This window comes from Vibrio lentus, assembly GCF_030409755.1.
Lineage (GTDB): Bacteria > Pseudomonadota > Gammaproteobacteria > Enterobacterales > Vibrionaceae > Vibrio > Vibrio lentus.
Genome location: NZ_JAUFQE010000001.1, coordinates 1,288,221 through 1,313,850 on the forward strand (window position 1 = coordinate 1,288,221; position 25,630 = coordinate 1,313,850).

The following is a 25,630-nucleotide window of genomic DNA, read 5'->3' on the forward strand; positions in this document are numbered from 1 at the left end:
CATTTTGTTGATAGTTATAGAAAGTAGCTGCAGACGAAATGGCGTTTTCGTTTAGAATATTTGATTAACCTAAATTACGATTGAAGTAGCCCATCATGCGCCAAGGTTTTCCAGCTCTACTATTTGCACTTGCTCCCTGCTTAATGACACCGGCTGTTTTCGCTGAAGCAACACCACCAGCAATCACGTCATCTGTCACCGACATTGAAAGCTCGCTTTTCGAAAAGCATGCCGACTTAACGGCTGTCGAGAAAAAGCTCGCAGACAAACAAAATCAAGTCGATAACCATGCACAGCAATCTGCGCGTGTAGCAAAGCTGACCGCTAAAGCAGAACAAGACCTAGCAAAAGCAAAAGCGAACCTAGAGCAAGATTACGCTCGTATGATTGATGAACCTGACTTTGATATCTCACTCGCTCAAAACGCTTTCCAAGGGGCTTGGAAAACCGTAAAAGAGAACAAGCTTGCGATGTCAGACTCTGAACAGACACAGCAAGGCTTAGTGATGGAACTTGAGGCTATTCAAGCAGAGAAAGCGGCAGCAGAAGCTTCAATCGCAAACCTCAATCAAGACAAGCTAAGAGCAAGAGCCGAGCGACTAAGAAACGAGATCACTCAAACACAAGAGCAAACGGTCAGCTTTACCAATCGTTGTAGCAGCGACATGACACTGGCACAGTGCTCAGACCAAACCGTGACCTTGGCACTTCAAAAAGCCGTAAAGCAATTCCAGCATAGCCTCGTAGACAACGCGACTGAATCGAAAGCTGTAAAAGAGCACCTAGCGTCGGCTTCATTGAATATTCACGTCCTGCAACACAAAGTGAAATCCTCTGGCTTCTCTGAAGATAACCGTTACCGAGCAGTAATTGCAGCGAATCTCGAGACTCGCCCAGACAAGAACACACCTTGCCGTCTGCTGGGTATTCAATCATCAAACTGTTTCACCCAAAGCGAGCAACAAGCCAACGATCAGCAAAAAGAAGTCGCTTGGGTTAACTTGGTGGTTCGTTCAAACCAGTACAACGACAAAGTTTCGATCAACGGCGTGAAATATGGCAGCACACCCGTTGAGGTGATGTTACCTACTGGTCAGCACATGATCACCATCGAGAAAGAAGGTTACCTTTCTTTCCATCAAGAATTGAAAATCGCTCGCGATCACAATCTCAGAGCGGTGCTACAAGCTAAGCAAAATTCATTGAATGTGGGTACCAAGTTCGCAGACCCAATGAAAGCCAACGTTCAAAGCCCAGAAATGATTGTGGTAGGTTCAGGTCGTTACTTGTTAGGTGAAAACAACGCACAGCAAGTCACCATTAAGAAGCCTTTCGCCCTTGCAGCGACACCAACACGAGTCCGCGACTTTAAAGCGTTTGCAGAGAGCACAGGCTACGAGACAGACGCAGAGTTAATGAATACCTGCGACACCTTTACAAATGCGGAAATAACCTCAGTATCAGACAAGCATTGGCAAAACCCAGGCTTTAAACAACAGGACGACTCTCCCGTTGTTTGTGTTAGCCAGAATGATGCCAAAGCTTATACGCGTTGGTTGTCTAAAAACACTGGCTTCACTTATCGTCTACCAACACCACAAGAGTGGGAAGCGGCAGCAAGAGCTGGCCAAGATACCAACTTCTGGTGGGGCAACGAATTCAAGTCTGGCAAAGCGAATACAGGCTGGGCTGGCACACCTTGGTCAAACGTCAGCACTTCACCAGTTAAGTCGTTCTTACCAACGCCAACGGGCTTCTACGATATGGTTGGCAACGTGTGGGAATGGACAACAACTCAGAAAGGTCTAGCAAAAGGCGGCGCGTGGAGCTTCTCACCTGAAGAAGCTAAGGTCTTTAATGAACTGTATGTCGCGCCTTCAACCGCAGCCAATTATCTAGGATTCCGAGTAGTGCGAGAGCTATAAGCGCTCGATTACTTGTTCAAGATTTTGAAATATTTACTCTAGGTTCTCAATTCTCACATTGAGAGGCGTTTATAGGGGAATTCCCCCCTTATGCATAAGCACTCCTAGGAGTAGATTCATCGATAGAGTAGTAAGTCACTCTGGGTATCTAACTGATGCCTCAGGTTAATTTGCACGACCCTCGCGAATTAACCTGGAAATCTTCTACATGTCGACAAGGCATATCTTGTCTTTAGCCAGCCCATCTTCAGGCTGGCTTTTTTTTGCCTGTTTATCCACCCTTCCGTTCAGCGATTCTCCTCAAGGTAGACACTTAATCAACGATCCGTTTAATGGCTGTTCAGCGTCTCCGGCGTGCTCGTCGTTGAGCCCCGAATTGCCATTGCAGCTCAATTAGAAACTGATATTATCAATGTGTCGCACCTAACGAGATAAAACCTTGTCAGAACCTTTAAACTCCATACATCGCTCTTTATTTGAACAACTCCCAGGCTGTTGGGGTTGTAAAGATACTGACTCTGTCTTCGTCTACGCCAATCTCGCTTACAACCAATTGATAGGGTTGAAGCCGGGGGAAAGCTGTACTGGCTTAACCGATTTCGATATGCCGAGCCAAACAACCGAATGTGCGCAAGACTTCAGGGCTCAAGACAAGCATGTGATGGACACGCGCTGCACACTCAAGATCCTCGATATTCATCCTTATCCCGACGGTCGTTGGCACGCACATATCTTTACCAAGACTCCTTGGCTTGATGAAAATGACAATGTCCAAGGTACGATTTTCTATGGTCAAGAGCTCACTGATACGGCCATCTTAGAGGTTGGTCATTGGGTGTGTCAGGCGACGTGTGAGAAAGGAAATCAGGCATCAATAGCGGGCTCAAAACCGCGAGTGTCAAAGCTGCAAAAGAAGCTGACGGCACGAGAATCAGAAGTGCTGTTCTTATTGCTGTTCGGTAAGAAACCCCAATACATCGCGCTGACGTTGAATATCTCAATCAAGACCGTCGAAGGCCATGTCGCTAGGTTGAAGCAGAAGTTCGATGCTCGCAGTAAAAGCCAGTTAATAGAGTTTGCGTTAGATTCAGGGCTAGGTTCAGTGATTCCAGAAACTCTGCTCAAAAAACAGATCTCGGTTGTTCTACACAGCGACTGATTGATGGCTCTGTACACTCGTACTCAGATGAAAGTACAGACGAAAAAATACCGTTGATGTGAATAAACACAAAATCAACGGTATCTTTTGATTGGTACAACAGGTTCAAACTAAGGCGCTAGGCGATCGATATCCCAGCTGTTGTCTTGGCGTGAGAACAAGAAGCGGTCATGCAAGCGGTGTTCGCCACCTTGCCAGAACTCAATGCTATCAACACGCACTCGGAAGCCGCCCCAGAAAGAAGGCACTGGAATCTCTCCCTTCGCGAACTTCTGTTTAAGCTCCAAATACTTACCTTCCAAGATACCACGAGCAGAAATACGACTGCTTTGCTTACTTGCGATGGCAGCCAACTGGCTCTCTTTCGGGCGAGATGAGAAGTACTTCATGTTTTCCATTGCTGTCAGCTTTTCAGCGGTGCCAGTAATGTGAACTTGTCGCTCTAGAGGATGCCAAGGGAAATGCAGGCTTATCTTACTGTTGTGCTCCAGTTGGTGCGCTTTACGGCTACCTAAGTTGGTGTAAAAAACGAAACCGTCTTTATCAACATTCTTTAGCAGAACAATTCGTTGAAATGGCTGACCATTTTCATCAACCGTGGCAACGGTCATGGCAGTAGGGTCAGTCATCTTAGCTTCGATGGCTTGCTCTAACCATAGATTGAATTGCTCAATAGGGTCTGCGGCTAAGTCTTTACGTCTCAACCCACCCTTAGCGTATTCACGACGAATATCTGTCAGTTCCATTTCGTTGCTCCTTTTAATTTTTTGTGATTTTGCGCTGTAATCCTTTGAAACACAAGTCTAAGCCGTGGTTTTGTCTTACAGAAAGCGTTCGGTGTTAACAAGATCTCGGTACTCAAACCATCATATTGATAGTCTATATATAAACGGATCATAAGCTGAGATACCAGTGACTAAAAAACGGCCTAACCTTCTAACACCCTTTGTTTTATTCTCATTGTTGTTAGGCATTGCAGGACTGAGTGCGACACACTTTATGGCCGTGCAGTATCAAGAAAAAATCGTCGCACAACAGCTTCATGAAGCCGCCAACAAAGCCAATCTGCAAATCGATTCTGAGCTCGAAAAATTCAAACAAATTCCTGATTTGCTTAGCCACGATCCTCGCTTGCTCTCTTATTTTACTCACGACGATCAAGCAAACAAAATGACTGCCACAGGTCTCAATAAATTGCTGTTTGAATGGTCGAATCAAAGCCAAGCAGACACAATCTACATTCATGACCAAAGTGGCACAGTCGTCGCGTCGAGCAACTACCAAAAGCCGCGTACCTTTGTTGGTGAAAACTTCTCTTTTCGTCCCTACTTTGCTTCCGCCATTAAAGGCGATAAAACCCATTATGTTGCCCTTGGTGCACGCTCAAATGTTAGGGGCTACTTTTTATCGTCACCTCTGTATATCGCTGGCAACATCGTTGGGGTCATTACCGTTAAAGTCAGTTTAGAGAACCTTGAAAATATCCTCACCAGCGATGACTTTGAGATCGTTGTACTCGATTCGAATCAAGTGGTGTTTCTTTCTAGCCAACCCAATTGGCTTTACCAATCATTGTTGCCTTTAACTCAAGCACAACAACAAGAAATTGCTCGCAACCGCCAATACGGTCAAAGCCAAATATCGATCATTGACGCCTTTCAAGCTTCATCAGTGACCAGCAGCAACAACAGTAGCCCGTCGACAAACAATCAAACACAGCTGACAACGAATCAATTAAACAAGCTAGGTAACTTTAAGCTTTATCCTGCCTCCACCAATAATAATCAGTATCAAGTGGTTGCCTTAAAAGAAACCAAAGCCGAAGTACGTAAAGTCTTGCAGATAGATGCCATCTTTCTGGTTATCTACAGCTTAGTCGTGCTCATTGCTTGGTCTTGGCGTCAAACTTACTTAGCTAAGATCGCGTTAACTCAATTGAATCAAAATTTAGAGCACACCGTTGATAAACGAACCCACTATTTAAAGCAATCTAACGACCAACTTCAGCAGACGATTTACCAATATCAAGAATCTCAGTTAAAGCTTAAGCAAACAGAGCAAGAGCTTACACAAACCGCTAAGTTAGCCGTGCTTGGAGAATTGTCAGCTAGCATCAATCACGAAATCAACCAACCGCTTGCGGCATTAAGAACCTACAGTGAAAACAGCCTAAAACTGCTTGAGATGGATCGCTCAGATCTGGTTAAAAGTAACCTTAAAAAAATGATTGGCCTCAACAGCACTATTACCGACATCATCGCTCGGCTCAAAGTCTTTACTCGCAAGGTCACCAAACAAGAACATCACGTGGCGAACCTACATCAAGCCGTCAATAACTCGACCAGTATTCTGAGCGCAGTGATGATCAAGCAAGGCATCACGCTTCGATTAAGCACCATACCGGATGATCTCAATATCGCCATTCACCCAACCGAGCTAGAGCAAGTGCTGGTGAACCTGATCCACAACGCCACTCAAGCGCTTCAGCAGCTGGCAATCCAACAGCAAGCATTCCAGCAACAAGACCTGTTACAACAAGCGATAGAGCAGCAGTCTTTAGATCACAAAGACTTAACCCAACAAGCGAGCCCGCAGATTGGAATCGAATGGCAATTGCAGGGCGACATCTGCAAGCTTATGGTTTGGGATAACGGGATAGGTATGGCTGACGACAAGCTGAATCAACTGTTCGACCCATTTTTCACTACTAAACCAGAAGGCTTAGGATTGGGACTTTCGATATCAAAACGCATCATTGAAGCGTATAACGGCACCATTAACGCAAACCCGCGCGAACCATCGGGGATGGTATTTTCACTCGATATTCCGCTCTATCGAAATTAAAGCTAATACCCTGTTATAAATCACTTTATTTATCTGTAAATGCTAAGGACACCGCTTTTGCAATCTATGCCCAAACTCTATTTTGTTGACGATGAGCCAGCAATTCGAGACTCAGTAGAACAAGCCATGCTTATAGAAGGCATCGATGTTGTCTGCTTTCCCAATGCCATTGAGGCACTGAAGAAGATCAACGTGACTCAAGCCGGAATCGTGATCACCGATATTCACATGCCAGTGATGGATGGCATTCAATTGACACAGCAATTGCTCAGTCATAATCCCCATTTCCAAGTGATTGTGCTCACTGGACATGGCGACGTGCAGACCGCTGTATCAGCGATGAAAGCTGGCGCTTATGACTTTCTAGAGAAACCGTTTGTGGTCGATGCTTTACTTACCGCGGTAAAAAAAGCGGCTGACAAGCTGGCATTAGTAGAAGAAAACAATCTGCTAAGAAAAGAACTAGCGATGCAAAATCAGGTTGGGCCGAAACTGATCGGACAATCTCCTTCGATGCAAACCCTACGTCGGGAGTTAATCACCTTAAATACCAAAGCAAACCCGCTATTGCTGTTTGTTGGGGATCTAGGGACAGGAAAAAGAATCACAGCGCAGTACACACACGATTTGCACAGCCATCATACCGCTGAGCTTTGCCCGATCGCCGCGTTCAATTTACCGCGTAGTGACCAAGCTACGTTTGATCAGTTTGTTCTGCAATTATTCCGAAAACATCAGGGTGGAACACTTTATATCCATGAAACAGAAGCATTAACTTCAGATCAATGGCTATGGTTATTGGCTCTAAAACCCACTCTACTTCGTGAAAACTCATGCAAGACCAATGCAACTTGTATCATTATCGCAACTACAGTAGTTCCTACTACAATTACAGGTGAACTGCGCCGATTTAATTTACTACCCTTGGCGCAAAGAACGGAAGATATCGGCTCTTTGTTTAAACATTTTGCTCGCGGTGCAGCAAGTCGATATCAGTTACCACCGCCCGTTATCACAGAAAAAGAGATTCTACGGTTAATCGCTACTCATTGGAGCGAAAACATACGACAGCTTCGCCAACATGCCGAGCTCAGAGTTTTGACACAAGTAAAGCAACCGTCTCTCGACAATGATGAAAATGAGCAAAACGAAGAAAACCAGTTTGATGTCAAAATTGAAGAGCAACAACAGTCATTAAGCCAACGTACTGATAGCTTTGAACAAATAATTTTAATCGAGGCACTACATCGCCATCAAGGACGACTGAAAGAGGTACAACAAGAGCTCCAAGTCTCTCGAAAAACGCTGTATGACAAGCTTAGGAAACACCAACTCGACAAAACGGATTTCAAAAATCGATAACTCTTAAAAAATATATAAATTCAAAGATTTAAGCGAACAAATTCTTAACATTTCTTAGAACTAAGAATACACTCAATAGGCTTGCACCTTTATTCAGCACACAAGGACTGTTATGAGTCAGAAAAATTTCAGCAAATTGAACGATACCGAACTTGAGTACGTCGATGATAAAACAGCGGCACTGCTACTCAATACGCCAACCAGCGCGCGTATAATGTTGTGGGTAATCATTCTGTTTTTTGTTGCTGCTATTGCGTGGGCGAATTGGGCTGAAATAGACAAAGTCACCGTTGGCCAAGGCAAGGTCATCCCTTCCTCTCAAATCCAAGTGGTTCAAAACCTTGAGGGTGGTTTAGTCAAAGAGATATTGGTTAGAGAAGGCCAACGAGTTCAAAAAGGTCAACAACTGCTGTTGATCGATGACACTCGCTTTCGCTCAGACTTCCGTGAACGCGAACAGCAAGTTGCCAACTTAACCGCCAACGTATTGATGCTTTCAGCCTCATTAACCAGTGTTGTTATCGACGAAGATTTCTCTGTAGCAGAGTGGAAAAAAAGTGTCTTACTCGACTACGGTAAATTGGCCTTCCCACCAAAATTTTACGAGGTTCAACCAAAACTGGTGAATCGCCAGAAAGCAGAATACCGTCAAGATCTGAATAACTTAAAAAACCAACTTTCTGTTTTTGATCAACAAGTTGAACAGAAACAACAAGACCTAATTGAGATTAAAGCGCGTGTTCGTAACCTCAAACAGAGTTACCAATTTGCGCGCCAAGAACTGGATATCACCAAACCGCTTGCGGACGAAGGCGTGGTACCAAGAATTGAATTGCTTAAGCTGCAAAGACAAGTGAACGACACTCGCCGAGAAATGACTTCAAGCGAGCTCAAAGTCCCCCTCCTACGTTCTGCCATTAAAGAAGCGATGCTCAGCCGTATCGATGCCGCACTGAATTTCCGTTCAGAGCAGCAAGAAAAGCTTAACCAAGCACAAGACAAACTCTCTGCATTAACAGAGTCTGCTGTTGGCCTTGAAGACCGAGTAAACCGTACTGTCGTGGTTTCTCCGGTAACAGGCACAGTCAAAACCCTTGGCATTAACACCGTTGGTGGTGTTATCCAACCGGGTATGGACATCGTTGAGATTGTACCGACTGAAGACTCTCTATTGGTTGAAGCGAAAATCGCCCCGCAAGACATCGCTTTCCTACGTCCAGAATTGACTGCCATCGTTAAATTCAGTGCCTATGACTTCACTAAATACGGTGGTCTAGAAGGCGTGTTAGAGCACATCAGTGCCGATACTACGCAAGATGAAGAAGGCAACAGCTTCTATATCGTACGTGTACGCACCGAAAAGCACAATTTTGGACAAAACGAAGAGCTGCCGATCATTCCAGGTATGACAGCTTCAGTCGATATCATCACAGGTAAGAGAACCGTTCTTGAGTACATGTTGAAACCAATACTTAGCGCTCAGAACAATGCACTAAAAGAGTAAGGACGCTTGATGCTTAACACTGCTATTCAATGCGCAACCCAACCCCAAGAGCGAAGGCTATGAAGTCTCGGCTCTCGCTTTTGCTGTTGGTCCTCACCTCTTTTACCTCTGCGGCCCTCAATAAGAGTGACCAACGTTGGATTGATGCTGTTTCCGAAACCTATGGAGAGAGAGCCGCTAAGCGAGTCACCACATGGCGCTCAAATATCGCGGCCTATGGTGGATTAAGCGAAAGAGAAAAGCTCGAATCCATTAATCAATTCTTCAACCAAATGTACTTTGTCGATGACAGCATACTTTGGGGAAAGAACGATTACTGGGCAACGCCACTGGAGTTTCTAGGCAGTAACGCGGGTGACTGTGAAGATTTCACCATCGCGAAATACTTCTCTTTGCTCGAACTGGGCGTCCCAGATAAAAAATTAAGATTGGTGTACGTAAAAGCACTCGAGTTAAACCAATTCCATATGGTTTTGGCTTACTACTCGAAACCAAGTGCAGAGCCACTCATTTTGGACAACTTAAACCCTGAGATAAAACGCGGCTCTAAGCGCGGCGACCTACGACCAATTTACAGTTTCAATGGTAAAAACCTTTGGTTAATCAAGTCGGCAGCAGGCAGCGGTAAGCTAGCAGGGAAATCTTCAAGATTGAGCTTATGGAACGACTTACGTTCTCGTGAGCGCTCTCTAAAATTAAACAAACCCATTATCAATTACGATGAGTAGGTACAATGACTTTATATAAACAGCTTGTGGTCGGGATGGTTGCGGTGTTCATACTGCTGATGACGTCAGTTTTTATGATCGAATTCAATACCACCCGTGGATACTTAGAGGAGCAGCAACGCTCTGAGGTAAGTAATACCATTAATACTGTTGGACTGGCTCTCGCCCCTTACCTAGAAGAAAAGGACAAGGTGGCAGTGGAGTCTGTTATCAACGCCCTGTTTGATGGCAGTTCTTACTCCGTCGTTCGATTGATTTTTCTAGACACCGGAGACGATATTCTTCGCTCTTACCCGGTAAAATCAACGGGAGTACCGGAATGGTTTACGAGTTTAAATCTATTTGAACCCGTTCATGACCGCCGCGTGATCACCAGTGGTTGGATGCAACTGGCAGAAGTCGAGATCGTGAGTCACCCAGGCCCTGCTTATGATCAACTCTGGCAAGCATTTACCCGCTTACTGACTATTTTTGGTGCGATCTTTTTACTCGGTTTGATCTCGATCTCATGGATCCTCAAGCGAGCACTGCGCCCTCTCTCATTGATCATTACCAAAATGGATCAGATCGCCAAAAACCAGTTTGGTGAACCACTGGTTCGTCCGAAAACCAAAGATTTGATCTTAGTGGTTGATGGTATTAACCACATGTCTACTCAAGTTGAACAAGCCTTTAAAAACCAAGCGAAAGAAGCTCAGAAGCTACGTGAACGTGCTTATATCGACCCTGTATCTCAACTAGGTAACCGCGCTTACTACATGTCTCAGTTAACACAATGGTTAGAAGAGTCGAGCTTAGGTGGTTTAGCGGTACTAAAAGCCGAATTCATTAGTGAAGAATACGATGAAAAGGGCTACCAAGAAGGCGATGCCTTAGTTCACCAACTGGCTGAACAGTTACAAGCGTCAATTTCATCACCAGATATCACCATCGCTCGTATTTCGAGTGACGAGTTTGGCTTCATTATGCCAAACATCGACGAGAGCGAACTGAAACTCGTCGCGAGCAGCATCGTAAACTGCATTCAAAACCTAGGTTCAGATCCAACCGGTATGGCGAATCCACACATTGCGCTTGGTGTGACATACAGTAACAAACGTAAAACCAGTACCGAAATCATGTCGCTGGTGGATAACGCGCTCTCAAGTGCGAAAGCGAACCGTGAACTTAATTATGGCTACGTCACAGCAGACGATCATGGCGCTGTGATGGGTAAACAGCAATGGCGTATGTTGGTTGAAGACGCGATCATCAACGACCTAATCACCTTCCGTCTTCAAGCTGCAAACAATGCCTTTGGCAAAACCTATCACCAAGAGGTGTTCTCTGCGATTGAGAAAGACGGTGTTCGTTACGGTGCTAACCAATACCTTTACGCACTAGAGCAGCTTGAAATGAGCCATATTCTCGACCAATACGTTATCGAGAAGATGATTGAAAAGCTGAATGCAAAAGAAGTAACAAGCCCTGTTGCCATCAATATCTCACCAAGCAGTATTTCTCAACCAAGCTTCATCCGTTGGATTGGTAAAACCCTTGAGCAAAATGCCTCAATCGCTCACCTACTCCACTTTGAGATTCCAGAAAACTGTTTCATCAACGTTCCGCACTACACCGCGCTACTGTGTAACACCATTCGCAACGCTGACGCAGTGTTTGGTGTCGATAACTACGGACGTAACTTCCAATCATTGGATTACATTAACGAATACCGTCCGAGCTATGTGAAGCTCGATTACTTGTTCACGCATAACCTTGATGATGAAAAACAGAAATTCACATTAACGTCGATCTCAAGAACGGCTCATAACCTTGGCGTGACGACCATTGCGTCACGAATTGAAACTCAGACTCAGCTTGATATTTTGTCTGATAACTACGTAGAAGTGTTCCAAGGCTTCATTGTTGATAAATAGTAGTAAGGTTATATCGCATGCAAGATCCACTATTGAACTCATTGATCTACGTTAGCCGATATTACGGGTTAGCTAACTCGCCCGAAGCGTTGATCAATGGACTGCCACTATCAGACGGAAAGCTCACCCCTTTCCTATTCCCTCGCTCTGCCGAGCGTGCGGGATTAGTGGCGAAAGAAAACCGTTCCGACCTAGAAAGCATCCCTCACCTTATTTTGCCTGCTGTTTTACTTCTCAAGCAGGGCGAGGCATGTGTTCTTAATAGTATCGATTTAGAAAAACAAGAAGCAGAGATCATCACCGCAGAAAGTGGAATGGTACCGATCGTCATTCCAGTTGAGGAATTGAAAGAACAGTTTATTGGCCGCTATTTCTTAGTCAAAAAGCAGTTTCGTTACGATGAACGCTCACCAGAGATTCTAAAAACACGTCAAGGTCACTGGTTCTGGAGCACCATTTGGGAATCGAAGAACATCTATCGAGACGTGCTGATCGCATCCATATTGATTAATGTCTTCGCCATCGCAGCCCCGATGTTTACTCGATTGGTGTACGACAAAGTAGTTCCCAACCTCGCCTTTGAAACCTTGTGGGTGTTGGCGAGCGGGATCTTCGTTGTCTTCCTTTTCGATCTGCTTTTGAAATTGATGAGAAGTTACTTTATTGATGTCGCGGGTAAGAAGTCGGACATTCTGATTTCATCCAAGCTATTCAGCAAAGTACTCGGTATTCGCATGGAAGCAAAACCAGCGTCGGTCGGTGCTTTTGCGAAAAACCTGCAAGAGTTCGAATCGATTCGTGAGTTCTTTACCTCTGCGACGATTGGCTCGTTAATCGATTTACCATTCGCTCTGATGTTCCTGGCTTTAATTTGGTTAATGGCAGGGAACCTAGTATTTGTTCCTGTGGTCGGTGTTGTCGTTCTGATCATCTATGCATTGTTAATCCAAGGCCCGCTGCGTCGAACCATTGAAGAAGGTTCACGCCTTGCTTCTCAGAAATACGCGAACTTAATCGAGAGTCTGGCGGGGTTAGAAACCGTTAAACTTTTCAGCGCTCAAAGCCAATTCCAATTCCGTTGGGAAGAAGCTGTCGCGCACATGGCGAACTGGAACATCAAAAGTCGCCGCATTACTGACAGCATCCAAAACACTGCAGGCTTTGTTCAGCAAAGTACCAACGTCGGTATGATCATTTTTGGCGTGTATCTAATTGCAGAAGGCGAACTTACGATGGGTGGCTTGATTGCTGCGACCATGTTGAGTGGCCGTGCCATTGGGCCTCTTGTTCAACTTTCATTGCTTTCGACGCGTTACAATCAGGCGAAATCTTCAATGACCTTAATCGAACAAGTGATGTCGATGCCTGATGAGCAGGAAGAAGGAAAGCGTTATATCCACCGCCCTATCATTCAAGGCCGTATTGCACTGGATAAAGTAACCTTCCATTACCCAGATTCTCCAGTCGCGTCAGTGAGAGATTTGAGCCTAACCATTACACCTGGTGAGAAAGTGGCGATAATCGGCCGTATTGGTTCAGGTAAAACGACATTAGAACGCTTGATTATGGGCCTCTACAAGCCCACAGAAGGCCATGTTCGTATAGACGACACTGACATGGAGCAACTTCATCATGTCGACGTACGACGCAATATAGGCTGTGTACCGCAAGACAGTAACTTGTTCTATGGTTCAGTGAGAGACAACATCACATTAGGTCGTCCATTGGTTGATGACCGCGATGTTATGGATGCAGCTAACCGCGCAGGCGTTACTGCTTTCACTCAACAAGATCCTGCGGGCTTAGAGCGCCAAGTGGGTGAAGGTGGTGGTTTACTATCGGGTGGTCAACGTCAGGCTATCGCGATAGCTAGAGCCTTCCTAGGTCGTCCGCCAGTGCTATTGATGGATGAACCAACCAGTGCCATGGACAACCGTTCAGAAATGCACATCAAGCATCAGCTTAGCCAACTGTTGCCAAGCGAGACTTTAATTCTAATCACGCACAAGACTTCGATGTTAGACATTGTTGATCGAGTGATTGTGATGGAGAAAGGCAGCATTATTGCCGACGGTCCAAAAGCGCAAGTTCTGTCAGACTTGAAGCAAGGTAAGGTAAGAGCTGCAAGTTAAAGCGATCATGTGACTTAAAGAATCTAACTAAATCGATATCACTAAAAAGCAAAGGGGGAGCATCAGCTCCCCCTTTTTTTTATCTGAAATAACAACAAAAGAGGAACAAAGTAGCCGAACATTTTCTTATTTTTTAAAAGCTAAGTTGAGTAAAATGCAAAGCTATTCATTAACTAAGGGCTTTTAGTGTCTAATCTCAACCTGCTTCGATACTACCAGCGAATCATAACAATTGGTGTCGGTAGCGAAATAAAAACCACAGTACAGGAAGTTGCTGATTTACTGTGTACTTCTCCTCGGCATGCTCGCAACTTATTGTCTCAAATGCAGGAGTTGGACTGGTTAACCTGGCAGCCCAAAGCGGGTCGAAATCAACGATCAACGCTACTTTTAAACATTGAGCTAAGCGCCCTAAAAGAGAGCCTTGCGCTAGAACGAATCCAACAAGGCAAGTATGAGAGAGCACTAGCGATTCTCGATGAAGATGAGGCGATGTTTGGCCGCCTCCTAAAAACAACCTCTGGGACTTCTGTTCAAGAAGGCCGAGTGAACATCCAGCTGACATACAAGCGAATGTTTGAGCGCATTGTCCCCCACCAATTACACCGTTGTAGTGAGCGTTTCTTTTTGCGTCAGGTTTATTGCTGCTTGGTATCCAGTCATGACAATGGCGTCGTGAGGCCTGAGCTTGCTCACCATTGGCGTTATGATGAGGATAATTATCAATGGACGTTTTATCTTCGTCCTGGGTTAACGTTCCATAACGATACACCAATCGATGCGGATACTGTTGTGAGCCTGTTTACCAAGCTTAGCTCTCTTCCGTATTACCAAAAAGAGCTAGCGCACGTCACTGATATCACTGCACCGCATCCTCTGAAAGTTGTATTTACATTGAACAAACCGGATCGTGGGTTCGCTGGGCTTATTTCAGGCGTCAAATACGGCATTCAGCCAGCGAGCCAAGTGAATGTCGCAAACAACAATTCGGTGATTGGAAGTGGCCCATTCTCTGTGGTCGAGCACGATAAAAATAAGCTAAAGCTGCAAGCGTTCGATGGCTACTATGCGTGTCGTGTGTTAGTCGATTTAGTCACGATTTGGATTGTTAACGATGAAAAAATGGAGAACCCATCGCTATCAAGTAATGCTCCTATCCAAGTATCTGAAACCACAAGCGGTATTGAAGTTTCAATACAAACACCGAATGCCTCTCACTCGAGTCAACACAGTCGAACTGAAGACGGCTGCTTATTCGCTCTATTCAACCAGCATACGAAACATCCATTAACACGCGCCCAACGTCGTTACATTACGGAGCTAATGCACCCCCAGCGACTACTCGAACTGTTTCGTAAAGAGAAAACGCATTATGGCAGCGTACTAGCCAACAACTTATTACCCATTTGGAGCCCCGTATTACGCCAGTTTGGTGAAGTCAGCGCGTTACCAAAAACCATCACCATCGCAGGTTACAACTACACAGCATTGCGTCGATGCGCTCGCGCTATTTCTTCTGTACTGACCGATCACGGCTGTAAGGTTGAAATAGTAATGTATTCCTATCGAGAGTTGAGTGAAAAAGCAGAGAACGGCACGCTCAATGAAACACTGATCTTAACGAATACCAATTTAGATGATAACCGTCATGCTTCAGCGTTTTCTAATTTCTACAGCAATAACGTTTTGTACCACACACTGGGAGAGGTAAATGCAAGGTGGCTTGATGAGCAATTGGAAAACGTACGAGCGTTCACTCCACTTGAAGATTATCTAACAGCACTAGAACCCATCGCTTCAACACTCATCAGTGAATATTGGATTGCTCCTATGTTCCATCACACTCAAACATTACGTTTTCACGGCGTCTTAGAAGATGTATCGCTCACTAATTGGGGGTGGCCAGATATTCGCTCTGTGTGGTCTTCTGATTAATGAAGAATATTGAATAGCAGTTGGTCTTTGTTTTATCTAATGAACATCAAGGGCAATGTCATTCACAGATATCTTTCTTCTAACATGATGTCGTATTGCGATGAAGATATTCTTGATAACCGCTGAGTCGGTGCCGTAAGTGGGCACCAATTACAACGAGATATCTTCTTGTTCCATCTTGAACGAACATTGAATCTCATACTGGTTGAACGAGAAAACACTGCCGCCATGAGTTCGTTTGGTTGTGACTGTTTCATCGCCAAACTGAATAGTGACTCGGGTATACACCTTTTCGTGTGCCTCTACGGTACACTCGGCAAGGTTGGTTTCAAACTCCGCTTCGAGTGTATCCAACTGCGACTTGGTATTTTCAATCGCGAGATTGTTCTTTTCTCGTTGCTGCTCAATCTCCTGCGCTTGCTCTTCGCTTCTTTCCGCTTTTGGCCGCTTCTTAAATTCGAGCTCTTGGCGAATTACGCCCATGGTTTGTTCTTGCGCGTGTTTATACACTTCTTTGAGTTCTGCAATCTTCTGTCGGTAACCATCGTAGCGCGCAAAACCATGAACCTTAGTTGCGGTATCCCCTTCTACGCCCAAGAAGACACATTCCACTTTGCCACCCACCTTAGCTTCTCCGCCACTGAGCGTGCCATGCTTCTTCATCGTGTCCATCACGATAAGGTCATGCCCACATCGAATCTCGTTACCCATGCTGTGTACACCAAGACGAAGATCGGTACCCGTTTGTAACTCTGCATTTTGAGCGTAGCTGGCAGTAATGGAGCCTTTGGTAAATACTTTGCAAGACTTGGGCTCACCTTCTTTTGTAGTGTGACCAATAATCCCCTTCGCGACTTTAATGTCCCCTTGCGCTTGAACCTCGGCCGATTCAATAAAACCACCGACCGTAATGCAACCTGTCGCCTTAACAATCATTCCCGGTTCAATGTTTCCAGAGACAAAAACGTTACCTTTAAATTTAACGTGGCCGGTAGACACATCAACATTGCTGACACATAGCGCATCATCAACTTCAATACTGCGTTCTTTAATGATTGGTAAACCGGGGCATGAGGCGAGAAGTAAATTAGGGTCGTCGGGAGAAATGTAGGTGCCTTTGCCAGGTTTGATTAAACTGTCTTGTCCAGGAAGTGGTGGGATGATTCGACCTTGAACGGTAAAGCCAGCAATACCTTTAGTCGCAGGAGTGCGCTTCATCAAGTGATCATTTTGACCAACGGTAATGGTCTCACCTAAATCTCGCATATCAATCTTGCCAGCGTCTTTGCTGCGTGGCTTTAAGACTTGGCGAGTAATGTCTTCAACCAAGGCGGCAAACTTCGCATCCTTACCCTTTACGGGTTGTGTGCCTTGAGCGACTGGCTGAGTAAATTTTTCTCCAGGCTTTAGCTTACTACTCATCATCAAAACTTTTCTAAGCGCTAACTTATTAATGCCTTTGGTTATGTGGGCCTGAGCCAAACAGTGAATGATGTCGCTACCACGCAGTGGATGTCCATTATAGGGTCCCGTAACGACAAGGCTCGCGAGCATCTCATCATCTGACAATTCGACCGCAACACTGGCATGACGAACTTCGGCAATCAAGATTCCCTCATAAGCTTCACCCTTACCTTCTTTAGAAAGAGTGACAAAGCGCAGTACCTCTTCTTCGAAAAGAAAATAGTTAGATGCGTTCAAAACTTCCAAGGCTGGTGGCAATGTCTTGTTATCAAAGCTTGCGTCGACCACAAATCCAGATGGCAAACGAGCAACCACCTGCAGCTTATCTTCTGACAAAGTAACAATGTTGTCCCACATTCGAATCGAGTATCCCTAATGACTCAGTTGTTATTCAGTCTATATAATTCGTTCTGAGCTTAGAATCACCACATTAGAATAATCAGCGTCACATCACTTACTTTCGATTGTGCAAACATGACTCAGAAATAAGACACACGCATTTTATGAGCGGGCTCACCTTTACAATCATAATCCGCGATTTTTTAAAGCAATTTTGGAATAGAGCTCTAGAACCTGACAATGGAAAATAGAGCATGAATACGATTAGAATTATTCGATGGCGGGAAAGCTTCAGATGAAGACACCAAGTAAACACTCGATAAAAGCGATGATGAAAGTCTTTATTGAAACACACATCAGTAAACAGGTATTCGATTGAGTCAACGAGATTCGGGTTGCCTGAGTTGATGAGCTCAACGTTCAAATTAAAATGCTGAGACGGTTCTTTCCAATTCTAGGGTTACTAGGTCAATATGAGGATTTAGGAAAAAAGAGTAAGATTAGGGGAAGCTTTAGAAACAAGTAATCGAAGAAGAAGAAGCAAAAGATAGATTTCAGTTTACAGTGTAAATCGCCATTTCGGATTTACACTGTAAATTAATTTGGAAAATCGCCTCGCCTATTTACACTGTAAATTGGACAACAATATAGAGATATCTTGTCGAAGCTGAACTTCTGCTTGCTTACGCCCGGTAAGATTGAACTGTTCAACACAAGTCCCCCACCCTTTTTGTTGCACTACTTTAGCGATCAACAAATCAGAGATAGCCGAATAATCAGCATCACGATGTTGTCGTTCAGAATTAGTGAGCTGCTCTGTTGATGACGGTGAAGGCTCGCTCGACAGTTGAGTGTTTCTCGCTAGAATTAATTTCAACGTGATAAAGCCAATACTATCGTAACTGTTTCCGCCTTCTACATAGTTGCGAAGCAACTTCTTTTCTAACTCACTAACTGACAGTGACTGGCTTTGTAATAGAGCACGAACCATATCAACCTCAAGAGAAGTTAGAGAACCAGATACGAGAAAGCAAAAGCTTTGCTCAAACTGAGACTGCACCTGCGCGACCCAATTGTTAGCACTAATGATAAGTGGCTTCACCATCAACAGCGAGTGACAGCCACTCGCTTGATCTCTTTGATGCCCAATATGCACGGGAGCAAATTGGTTACGTCGCCAGAAAGAAACCAATTCGCTGGTAGCACCAAAACTCGTTGCCAGATAATCTATATCGGAGACTTGCTTCGATAACTGCTCAAGCATCCAACTCCCTAAGCCTAAACCTTGATGGTCAATTGAAACCGCAATTCTCATCACACGCATACAACGGTTTGTTGCCGCTTCAATAGAGCCGAGCTGATTCGCTAACAACACTGGCACAAGATGTCCTTGAGGTCTGCGCTTTCCTATTTGAATCTGAGCAATCAGATCTTTATCTAAACCGCCCTCTTCCGTCACCAACATACAACCCAAACAGATATCTTGCTGCCAAGCTGCGTATAAGTGGATAGCCGGATTACTGAGGAACTGCATTAAGTCATTGGGCGATGTCTGATAATGAGCGTCGACCAAAAGAGAGAAACATTGCTGAAGCTTTTCAGGGTTCGCTAGACACTCGGTTTTAGATAGCTCGACCAGGTTCAGTTGGCTGAGCACCTCGTCAGAAAAATCACCAGCCTCATGAACAACAGAACCACTCGATAAAACGTCGCTACTCAGAAGGAAGCAATCAAACAACCAACGTTCTAGAGGGTCGTTGTTATTCCAGCGGATTGGTTGCTCAAGCTTATAGCTCTTCCATCCAGGACGATGTTCAGAAAGCCAAGACTCAAACTTAATGCCAAACCCTCGCCCACTTCCCTCGTATCCGTGAACCGTGGTTGAAAAAACCATACGGTGATAACTGCCGACCATAGATTTAAGCATCGGGATTGGAATGGCTGCCGCTTCATCAACCAATAACAAATCACAATCAGGCTTAGATTGAAGTATTTCATCTGGTGCGACGAATCTTAGACTGCCACCTTGATGGCTAATGTGAGTAGCATTGATAACGTCACAAGGGTCTAGTCGTTGGCTTGCGTGAGCAAATACTGGCTCAACCGCTTTAACCGAAGGTGCGGTGACAATGATATTGAGCCCGTGACGCTCAACCAAAAGCTCCGCTGCCGCGATACCTAATGTCGAACTCTTGCCACGGCCTCTGTCTGCAGTGAGAATCAAAGGGCGCTTTCGATGTCCAGAGGCGACTTTCTTAACTAACTCTACTGCCGTCTGTTGTTGCTCAAATCTATCGAACAAATTCGGTTGGGTTAATTCTTCAGGCAAAGAATTACGAGTATAGAGTTGCGTTAGCTGTTCATCGTTTTGTGAAACAGGAAACAGTTTGGCGAAGTTGGACGCTAACCAACGTTTACCAAAAGTAGCATTCAAACCGTCTTCAGATTCATCGGGGTTGGGCGGGATAACCAACAACAAGCCGCCGCCGACTAACGCACCCAGTGCCGCACTAAAACTATTGGCATCAAACTGCTCTCTAAAATCACAAACAAGAAGTTGGCATTCTCGACCTAGGAGTTGTTGCCCCTTTTTAACGGGAACATGTGTTACCGATTGAAAAGGCGAACCACCCATCTGGAAAATTGTTTGTGCTAAAGAGGCATCAAGAAAGCTCTGAATCGTAGCGTCTTGCCAATCACTATCACCAGAAAAGACAACACCGTAACGATGCTGATTATGCTCGGCGGTTTGGGAAAGAGTATGTAGAAAGGTGTTTGTTGGGTTCGTCATAATTAGCGTCCAGATTCATCTAAACACAGTTTATCACAGCCAAATAAAAAGCCGCATAAAGCGGCTTTAGAGTCATTCGATAGTTTGAAAACTTAATCGAGTTTTGATTGAACGAAGTTCAAAATTTCTTGCATCGTCGCGTCATCCACTTTTTTAAGATTCAAAGCTAGGTTTGAACCTTTACGGCTATAAGACGCACGACCTTTGATAAGCTCAACTTTTGGAGATACTTTCTTCGCTGGCGCAGGTGCCAGTTCAAGAATCCAACCTTCCAAAGTTTCGGTCACGTCTTTCGTTAAACGCGTTACACCTTGCGCTTCACTGCGCTGCCATACAAAACCTTCAGAAGCATCACACTTAGTCAGTAATGTTTGTTGCTGTTCACCCGTTAAACCGCCAAATTGTTTGTGCAGTTTAACAATCGTTGGGCGACCAAGGTCGCTCACATTAGGGTAAGCTTGTAGCAATTCAAGTGGTAAAGCCGCCGCTTTTAATGCGCCACTAACCAAAGCCTCACTACACTGGAACATTTTAGCTAATGCTTTTTGGTCTTCAGCTTCGCCTTTATCCAGTTTCGCCTGCATCTCTTTACCTTTCTCGTAAAGAGAAAGTGGCTTGTGAGCGTTTGCAACGTCTGATAAGAACTTAGCGTGTTCACCGTTAATGTTTTCCGCTACGTAAATTAGGAACTCTTTGTCCGCTAAAATACATGACATACGACGACGGCTACCATCAAGAACTTCAATCTTGCCGTCTTTATTCTTGCGACCAACTGCTGGATATTGCTGACCGCGTTCTTTTAACGTAGTCAGAACATCAGAAAGAGCGTGTTCATTTAAGAAAGATTGCTCACGAGCATTGTCTTCAAATACAACCGTTCGAGTCGCAACGTCAGCTGCAGGAATTCGAACCAATTCAAATGAAACCAGCTCTTCACCCGCAACCGAAAGTTCAATCACTTGAGCTTGCTCTTTTACGGCTGTTTGCGCTTCTTGAGGTGTTGCTACACGGCGTTTGTTTGCTTTACCAAATAGCTTTGCATTTAAGTCAGATGTTTTAATTGCCATTTTTGTTATCCCTGATTAAGTGAAGGCCAGTTGCTATGTAATACTCGCTCTAATTCTAGAGCACTTTTTTGTACCGCGTCTTGAGCAACGGCTAGAGTTTTCTTACCGCCCTCAAAGTCGCTAACCGTCAGATCGAAAACCGTGCTGTAAGTATCAGCACAAGTTTCGAAGGCACGGCTTCTTGGAATCGTTGCCATCATGACTTGGTCATTCAACAAGTAGTTCATCTCAGTTAATACTGATACCTGCTTCTTGTTATCGTCTTCAAACATCGTTGGCATAAGACGAACAAATTCAAGCCCTTTCCAATCCTCTGGGAACATCTCATACACAGTTGGCAAGTGTTGGAAGAAGTTAACCGTTGAAGCCCAGTCCAAACGCTTCGCAGCACATGGGATAAGAAGTGCATTCGATGCGTACATCGCGTTCCACACAAGCGGGTCAACGTGCGGACCGGTATCGATCATAATCACATCAAAATCATCGGCGATTTTGTCGATAAGCTTCTCTTTAAGAAGACGAACGATATCAAGTGACTGATCTTGAGACAGGCTTTGCCACGCTTCAGCGTTAAACATCGCATCTTCTGGGAACGCCGAAATCGTCTTTAGATTCGGATACTGTGTTGGTAATAATACGTTCTTACGCAAGAATTCAAGGTCAACATCTTGGCCTTCAGGCACATTGTCCAACATGATATCAACGGCAGAATAGATACTGTCGTGCTCTGCCCCACTAATTTGTGGGTTTAAGAACAGACGCAAAGAACCTTGTGGATCCAAGTCAATCAGACAGATACGGTAGCGCTTGTCTAAATTCAGAGACAAACAAGCCGCTAGGTGAACCGCTGTCATTGATTTACCCGTACCACCCTTCTGGTTCTGTACGTTAATAACCCATGGCTTATTGTCTACATGCTGCTTACGTTGGTGGAACTTCGGCACTTCAGCCGCATCCATCAACATGTGAGCTTCGGTCAATGAAATCGAGTAATGATTGGCGTTGTTCTTTGTAAACTGATGACCATCCGCTTCAAGCTTATTGATAGCCTCATCCAATTTACGACGAGTTAAGCCTGAACGCGTCTCCATCATAGCTTTAGACATTGGAGGGAAATGCTCATCACTTCGCTCTTCCAGAATAATCTCAATTCGGTCAGCCTGAACTTGTTGAGTTTGTTCGGCCAGCTGATAGAGCTTATCAATCGTTTGTTCTCTTTTCATTGCCAGTTTCCGTAATGATTAACTAAGTACAAATTGTACAGCGATTAACAACAAACACAACAAAAACATGAACATACATTTATGAGTAAAATCACATAAAATAGACTGTATTTTTACAGTTTGATGAAACAACGGCTAAGACAAACACAAAAGTGACCTTTTTTGTCATGTATAACAGTGCTATTTCTACCTTACATTTAAAATGTTACAGTATCACTTATTTACAATGTAAATGGAATTTCAGTCAAAAAACTTCGGAACGATTGAAACACAAGCATAGATTACGGCTCGTGTGATTTGCATTCGAAATTGACAGGTTTGCAACCAACAAAGAGTAAAAACTAGAAAATCGCTTGGCAAATAAAAAACAAAGCGAAGATGAGACATCACTAAACAAAAGAGAATGAAGCCTCAACCGGAAGAATGATCATGGGATACAGAACTCGTAAGAAAATTAATAAGGCTAATTTATGAAGCATGATCAAGGTGTAAACTCGCCAATATTGATCCGCATGAGTGCCCGTTCGAAATGATCAACTTCCGGAAAAATGATCAAGTACATATCGTTCCGGAAGCATGTAAATTGACAGCTAACTTACGGACAAATGCTTTTGCAATGGGGATTCAAGCTCTATAAGGCCTCATTGATGGGAAATTCAATCGACACGGATTGGAAATGCAGAAACATGACAATTTCATGATCATGCTTCCTAATTTATTGAGTATCGAGCCAAAAGTCCCCAACCATCGATTATGTAATCAATACCGAGTAAGTTTTAAACAGAAAAGGGGAGGAACGATGTAAAAGTCGCATTACTTGATCATTGTTCCGATAAAATAACCAACGAAAATATCCACATTGATGATTTAAACCTCGTCGATCAATTGTGGACTGTGGATAAGCTGTATAAGTATAATGATCATGCTTTCGAACCAATAATGATCATGCTTACAATGACTTAATGATCATCGTTCTGATGTTTAGTGATCATGCTTTCTAAACTTTTATGATCATCGTTTCGTTATCTTTATGATCATGCTTTCCAAGCGATATTTTTTTTACACTTTAAATTCAGTAACTTAAAAGCTAATGATCGCCCTGATCATTAGATCACTTAATCATTTAAGATCATATTAATCAAAAAGATCAGTTATTTAAAAGCCAATAAATTCTCTTTATTTATGATCATTCTTTCTTTATCATTCAGGAACTATAGTGAAATTACGGTTAGTGTGATACGGATCAAAAATGAAACCAGAAGAGAAATTGTTAATTAAGGCACGAAGCCACAAAGATGGTCATTTATTTGAGGTATCTGAAACAGCCGTTGAATGGATAGAACAATATCAACACTTCAAAGGGGTCACGAAAAGCATCGTTGAGCTTCTCAACCTAATTTCACTTCGCGGGTTTAGCAGCAAAGATGGATACGTTTCAACCACTGAAATAATCGAATCAACCGATGGGCAAGTCACTCGTGCTGCCTTACAGCAAAGGCTCAGAGCGGCTGTAAATATCGGACTTTTCAAACAAATCCCGGTTCGCTTTGAAGAAGGCCTTGCGGGCAAAACGATGCTACATCGCTTTGTTAATCCCAATCAGTTGATATCAGTGCTAGGTGCCACCAGCTTAGTGACTGAAAGTGTGAAACAAAACGAAAAGCAAAAGCGTTCTAAAGCTCTCGCGCAAACCAAAGTAAACAAACGTTTGTTGAATGAACACGGTCTTAATACCCCGCCAACGATGAAAGATGAAGCGGATCAATTTATTGTCTCGCCAACCAATTGGGCTGGGATTATTGATCAAGCGTTAGCGCCACCTAGAACACGTAAGAGCTACCAGAAATCGATGGTTTCGATCTCGGGAACTCGAGCGGTGATCGAAACACGATCTTCAAAAAACATTATGACCGTTGATGATCTGATGACGTTATTCGCGTTATTCACGTTAACGGTTCAATACCATGATCATCATCAAGACGATTACCACCTAGATGCTAAGCACACACCGAACAAAACGCCGCTCTACATCACGGATATTCTTTCATTGCGTGGCAAGAAAGACAGCGGCCCGGCTCGTGACTCTATTCGAGACAGCATTGACCGCATTGAGTTTACCGATTTTCAGTTACATGAGCTTACTGGCCGTTGGCTAAGTGAGAACATGCCAGAAGGCTTTAAGAGCGACCGTTTCCGATTCTTAGCCAGAACCATCACCGCATCGGAAGAAGCGCCTACAGAGGGCTCTGACGGCGAAATTCGCATTAAACCGAACCTATACATCTTGGTATGGGAGCCATCGTTCTATGAAGAGCTCCTAACGCGCGATTATTTCTTCCTGTTCCCACCAGAGATCCTGAAGCAGCATACCTTGGTCTTCCAAATGTATTCGTACTTCAGAAGCCGTATGGCGCGTCGTCATTCTGATTGCATGCTATTGAGCGAACTGAATCAAAAACTGGCGCGTAACATTGATTGGCGTCGTTTTTCGATGGATCTGATCCGCGAACTGAGAAAGTTGGGTGAAGTAGGGGAGCAAGAAGATACCTTCCTCGTCAACCTGTGGGGTTACCATTTGACGATCACGGCATTGATCGAAAAAGGCAAGACCACCGATTATCAGGTCGATATCAAATGTAACGTTGAAGAAGTGCTGCGTTACTCAAGGGCGCGCACTACCAACGCAGGTAAGCGAAACATGGCGCCAACATTGCCGAACCCACTGCGCAATGAAATGGTGTCTAAGCAAAAGCTGGAAGAGTTATCTGAAATCATCGATGGCGAATTTGAGCCTATTCAGCGTAAAGCTCCTTCACCAAGAGGCAAGCTAGGGCGCAGAGTTAAACAACGTAAGCACTCTGTTGAGATCAATGCTGACGAGATTATGATAACCCTATCTAAATATACCTCTTCAGAGGCTCTAGAACGCAGCATAACGGCTTTATCAGCAATGACCGGGCACTCACATGCCTCAATCAAAGAAGAGTGCTCTGAGCTCATTGAGAAGCTTGATTGGTTGAGAGTCGGTGAGGATGTGATTCCTTACGAAACATTGAGTAAGCTGATTGAACTCTACAATGACCGCGATAGTACCAGTAATCGACACCTTTCAATTGAGCGTCTTATTTCTGGCCTGGCTGTACGCCGCAAGGTATGCAAGCAAGTTCACGAAGGTCACTTAGACGAAAACGTGTTCTTAGCGCTCGATGAAATGGCGATTGGCCACTAGCCGTGAGTCCTA

General features: G+C 44.3%; 15 protein-coding genes. 10 read left to right on the forward strand and 5 right to left on the reverse strand.

The window, feature by feature from the left end:
• Positions 1-95 precede the first annotated feature (95 nt).
• On the forward strand, positions 96-1,925 hold the full coding sequence (locus tag QWZ07_RS05390) for a formylglycine-generating enzyme family protein (protein WP_192852339.1): 1,830 nt from the start codon (positions 96-98) through the stop codon (positions 1,923-1,925).
• A gap of 439 nt (positions 1,926-2,364) precedes the next feature.
• Positions 2,365-3,084: a helix-turn-helix transcriptional regulator gene (locus tag QWZ07_RS05395; protein WP_192852340.1), complete on the forward strand. Its 720-nt coding sequence runs from the start codon at positions 2,365-2,367 to the stop codon at positions 3,082-3,084.
• A gap of 110 nt (positions 3,085-3,194) precedes the next feature.
• Here the strand turns inward: QWZ07_RS05395 and pdxH are convergent, their stop codons facing one another.
• Complete coding sequence (gene pdxH, locus QWZ07_RS05400) at positions 3,195-3,830, reverse strand: pyridoxamine 5'-phosphate oxidase (protein ID WP_004732548.1); 636 nt, start codon at positions 3,828-3,830, stop codon at positions 3,195-3,197.
• Positions 3,831-3,996: 166 nt separating this feature from the next.
• On the opposite strand from pdxH, the gene QWZ07_RS05405 reads away from it, so the two are divergent.
• The 7 genes from QWZ07_RS05405 to QWZ07_RS05435 all read left to right on the forward strand — a co-directional run bounded on the left by QWZ07_RS05405 (position 3,997) and on the right by QWZ07_RS05435 (position 15,505).
• On the forward strand, positions 3,997-5,928 hold the full coding sequence (locus QWZ07_RS05405; RefSeq protein WP_192852341.1) for a sensor histidine kinase: 1,932 nt from the start codon (positions 3,997-3,999) through the stop codon (positions 5,926-5,928).
• 66 nt (positions 5,929-5,994) lie between these two features.
• Positions 5,995-7,290, forward strand: a complete 1,296-nt coding sequence (locus QWZ07_RS05410; protein ID WP_192852508.1) for a sigma-54-dependent transcriptional regulator — start codon at positions 5,995-5,997, stop codon at positions 7,288-7,290.
• Between the two features lie 112 nt (positions 7,291-7,402).
• Positions 7,403-8,794 (forward strand): HlyD family type I secretion periplasmic adaptor subunit, encoded by a 1,392-nt coding sequence (locus QWZ07_RS05415; RefSeq protein ID WP_017106060.1) that lies wholly within the window; start codon positions 7,403-7,405, stop codon positions 8,792-8,794.
• A gap of 59 nt (positions 8,795-8,853) precedes the next feature.
• Positions 8,854-9,522: a transglutaminase-like cysteine peptidase gene (locus QWZ07_RS05420; RefSeq protein ID WP_029223589.1), complete on the forward strand. Its 669-nt coding sequence runs from the start codon at positions 8,854-8,856 to the stop codon at positions 9,520-9,522.
• A gap of 5 nt (positions 9,523-9,527) precedes the next feature.
• The gene (locus tag QWZ07_RS05425; protein WP_192852342.1) at positions 9,528-11,438 is read left to right on the forward strand and encodes a bifunctional diguanylate cyclase/phosphodiesterase; all 1,911 of its coding nucleotides are present in this window, start codon (positions 9,528-9,530) and stop codon (positions 11,436-11,438) included.
• Between the two features lie 17 nt (positions 11,439-11,455).
• Positions 11,456-13,570: a type I secretion system permease/ATPase gene (locus tag QWZ07_RS05430; RefSeq protein ID WP_065106001.1), complete on the forward strand. Its 2,115-nt coding sequence runs from the start codon at positions 11,456-11,458 to the stop codon at positions 13,568-13,570.
• A 186-nt stretch (positions 13,571-13,756) separates the two neighbouring features.
• Complete coding sequence (locus tag QWZ07_RS05435) at positions 13,757-15,505, forward strand: SgrR family transcriptional regulator (RefSeq protein WP_192852343.1); 1,749 nt, start codon at positions 13,757-13,759, stop codon at positions 15,503-15,505.
• A gap of 150 nt (positions 15,506-15,655) precedes the next feature.
• Here the strand turns inward: QWZ07_RS05435 and QWZ07_RS05440 are convergent, their stop codons facing one another.
• From QWZ07_RS05440 to QWZ07_RS05455, 4 genes are all read right to left on the reverse strand, one after another.
• Entirely contained in the window at positions 15,656-17,326 is a 1,671-nt protein-coding gene (locus tag QWZ07_RS05440) for a flagellar assembly protein A (RefSeq protein WP_192852344.1), read from the reverse strand.
• A gap of 601 nt (positions 17,327-17,927) precedes the next feature.
• A complete protein-coding gene (locus QWZ07_RS05445; RefSeq protein ID WP_192852345.1) occupies positions 17,928-20,099 on the reverse strand; it encodes a tRNA(Met) cytidine acetyltransferase TmcA domain-containing protein in 2,172 nt (723 codons plus the stop codon).
• 92 nt (positions 20,100-20,191) lie between these two features.
• Positions 20,192-21,166: a ParB/RepB/Spo0J family partition protein gene (locus QWZ07_RS05450; protein ID WP_192852346.1), complete on the reverse strand. Its 975-nt coding sequence runs from the start codon at positions 21,164-21,166 to the stop codon at positions 20,192-20,194.
• A gap of 5 nt (positions 21,167-21,171) precedes the next feature.
• Positions 21,172-22,389 (reverse strand): ParA family protein, encoded by a 1,218-nt coding sequence (locus tag QWZ07_RS05455; protein ID WP_017075623.1) that lies wholly within the window; start codon positions 22,387-22,389, stop codon positions 21,172-21,174.
• 1,249 nt (positions 22,390-23,638) lie between these two features.
• Here QWZ07_RS05455 and QWZ07_RS05460 point away from each other — a divergent pair.
• The gene (locus tag QWZ07_RS05460) at positions 23,639-25,618 is read left to right on the forward strand and encodes a replication initiator protein RctB domain-containing protein (protein WP_017111265.1); all 1,980 of its coding nucleotides are present in this window, start codon (positions 23,639-23,641) and stop codon (positions 25,616-25,618) included.
• Positions 25,619-25,630 lie beyond the last annotated feature (12 nt).